At 69.7% G+C, this 2,781-nt stretch carries 4 protein-coding genes; all 4 read right to left on the bottom strand.

Translation table 11 applies throughout. The features are described from left to right. Positions 1-185, bottom strand: a 185-nt coding sequence (locus AC3XYG_RS14345; RefSeq protein WP_489140517.1) for an ATP-binding cassette domain-containing protein, incomplete at its 3' end; no start/stop codon positions are given. Continuing rightward, positions 182-1,195 (bottom strand): ABC transporter ATP-binding protein, encoded by a 1,014-nt coding sequence (locus AC3XYG_RS14350; RefSeq protein ID WP_489140518.1) that lies wholly within the window; start codon positions 1,193-1,195, stop codon positions 182-184. The genes AC3XYG_RS14345 and AC3XYG_RS14350, both read right to left, overlap by 4 nt. Then, entirely contained in the window at positions 1,192-2,352 is a 1,161-nt protein-coding gene (locus AC3XYG_RS14355) for an amidohydrolase/deacetylase family metallohydrolase (RefSeq protein WP_489140519.1), read from the bottom strand. The genes AC3XYG_RS14350 and AC3XYG_RS14355 overlap by 4 nt, the downstream gene beginning before the upstream one ends. Next, on the bottom strand, positions 2,352-2,781 hold a 430-nt coding region (locus AC3XYG_RS14360), incomplete at its 5' end, for an ABC transporter permease (RefSeq protein ID WP_489140520.1). The genes AC3XYG_RS14355 and AC3XYG_RS14360, both read right to left, overlap by 1 nt.

Genomic DNA, 2,781 nt, shown 5'->3' on the forward strand with positions numbered 1-2,781 from the left:
GTGGTGGTCTTGCCGGAGCCGGACTCACCGACCAGCCCGACGATGCTGTTGCGCCGGATCGACAGGCTGACGTTCTCCACCGCGCGGACCACGCGGCCATGGCCGATCGGGAAATGCACCGACAGGTTCTGTACGTCCAGCAGCGGCGCGGCGGTGTCGATGGTCGGGCGGAGGGCGGCGGTCATAGCTGGTCCGTCCTGCGGCAGCGGGAGCGATGGCCGGCCTGCACCGCCGCGAGATCCGGCACCGCCGCCTCGCACGGGCCTTCGGTCAGCGGGCAGCGCGGCGCGAAGGCGCAGCCGGGCGGCAGGGCCATGACGCTGGGCACCGTGCCGGGGATCGGCTGCAGCCGCGCATCGTCGTGCCGCCCGCCGGTGCGGGCGTTGGGGATGCAGGACAGCAAGCCACGGGTGTAGGGGTGGCGCGGCCGGTCGAACAGGTCGAGCACCGGCGCCTCCTCCACCACCCGCCCCGCATACATCACGGCGACGCGCTGCGCGATCTCCGCCACCACGCCCATGTTGTGAGTCACGAACAGGATGCTCATGCCGATCTCGGCCTGCAGCCGGCGCAGCAGGTCCAGGATCTGGGCCTGGATGGTGACGTCGAGCGCCGTGGTCGGTTCGTCCGCGATCAGCACCGACGGGTTGCAGGACAGGGCCAGCGCGATCATCACCCGCTGGCGCATGCCGCCCGACATCTGGTGCGGGTAGTCGTTCAGCCGTGACCCGGCGGCCGGGATCTCGACCAGCTCCAGCATGCGCTGGGCCCGCTTCATCGCCTCGGCCCGGCCGACATGCTCATGCAGCTGCACCGCCTCGGCGATCTGGTCGCCGACGGTGAACAGCGGGTTCAGGCTGGTCATCGGCTCCTGGAAGATCATCGCGATCTCCCGCCCCCGCAGCTGGCGCAGCAGGGCCGGCTTGGCATGGGCCAGGTCGTGCGTCGTGCCGGCACGGTCGCGGAAGCGGATGGTGCCGCCCATGATCCGGCCGGCCGGCTTCGGCAGCAGCCCCATGATCGACAGGCTGGTGACCGATTTGCCGGAACCGGATTCACCGACGATCGCCAGCGTCTCACCCCGTGCCAGGTCGAAGGACACGCCATCGACCGATTTGGCGATGCCGTCCCGGCTGTGGAACCAGGTCTGCAGATCCTCGACCGCCAGGACGATGTCGCGGCTGCTCGCGCTCATGCGTGCTTCGCTGGATCGAACAGGCGGGATGCCGCGACTGCGCGGGTGCCAAGGATCGCATGGCGCGGCGCGAACAGCTGCTCGAGCGTGGCGCTGTCGCCGGAGGAATCCGGCAGCGTCACCGACGCATCCTCAAGCTCGAAGATGGTGAAGTCGGCTTCGGCCCCCGGCGCCAGCCCGCCTTCGGCCGGCAGCCCGACCACCGATCGCGGCCGGCTGCTGGCGGCGGCCACCACCTCGGTGAAGGGCATGCCGACGGCCAGCAGCTTCGACATGGTCGTCGCCATGTCCCAGACCGGCCCGTCGATCGAGCGCAGATGCAGGTCGGTCGAGATCGAGAAGGGAAACAGCCCGCGTTCGATCCCGGCCCGCGCCACCTTGAAGGAGAAGGAGGCGCCGCCATGGCCGACATCGAGCCGCACCCCGGCCGCGGCGACCTGCTTGGCGATGCCGAACAGCTCCTCATCCTCCAGGATGTTGCCGCCCGGCTTGCCATGGAAGCAGTGGGTCAGCACGTCGCCCGGCGTCAGGATCTCCAGCACCTCTTCCAGCAGCGGCGGCGGCTCGCCGACATGGACCATCAGCGGCAGCTTGGCGATCTTCGCCACCTTCTTGGCGATCTTGACCGGGGTGATGCCCCAGGCGCCGGTGACGGTGCTGCAGGCCCGGCACTTGATGCCGCGGATGATATCGCGGTTGGCCTCGATCACCGCGAGCGTCCGGGTGATGTCGATCGAGCGCTGGTCGATCAGCTCGCTGACCCGGTTGCAGGCGACCAGGCCGATCGAGCCGATGTTGAGGAAGGCGACCACCCGCTCCGCCGCCGGCTCGGCGATGAACTCGCGGAAGCCGACGAAATTGCCTTCGCCGGCCGAGCCGGCATCGACGATGGTGGTGACGCCATGCGCCAAGCCGCCCTGGGCCGGCCGGATCGAGATGTCGGTGCCGCCATGATAGACATGGGCGTGCAGATCGGCCCAGCCGGGCGAGATCCAGGCGCCCTTGGCGTCGATCACCGTGGCATCGGCGGGGGCGTCGATCCCCTGCCCGGCCGCCACCACGCGGCCATCGCCGATCAGCAGGTCGATCGGCCGGTCATCGGGATGGTCGGCGAAGGCGACCGGGCGGGCGGCACGGATCAGCAGCGATTGGGGCATTACAGCTCCTTGCGCAGGCGGGGGTCGAGGATGTCGCGGAGGCCGTCGCCGACCATCTGCAGCGACACCACCGACAAGACGATGGCGAGGCCGGGGAACACCATCATCCAGTCGGCCGAGCCCATGTATTGCTGGCCGGAGCTGATCATGGTGCCCCAGGTGGGGATTTCGGGTGAGACGCCGACGCCGAGGAAGGACAGGCCGGCTTCGGCCAGGATGGCGTAGGCGAAGATGAAGGTGCCCTGCACCAGGATCGGCGACCACAGGTTGCGCAGCACATGTGCGGTCACGATCCGCCAGGTCGACACGCCCAGCGCCCGCGCCGCCTCGACGAAGGGCAGTTCGCGGATCACCAGGGTCGAGGCGCGGACGATGCGGGCCAGGCGCGGCGTGTAGACGATGCCGAGCGCCAGGATGACGTTGACCAGC

Source organism: Inquilinus sp. (assembly GCF_057815775.1).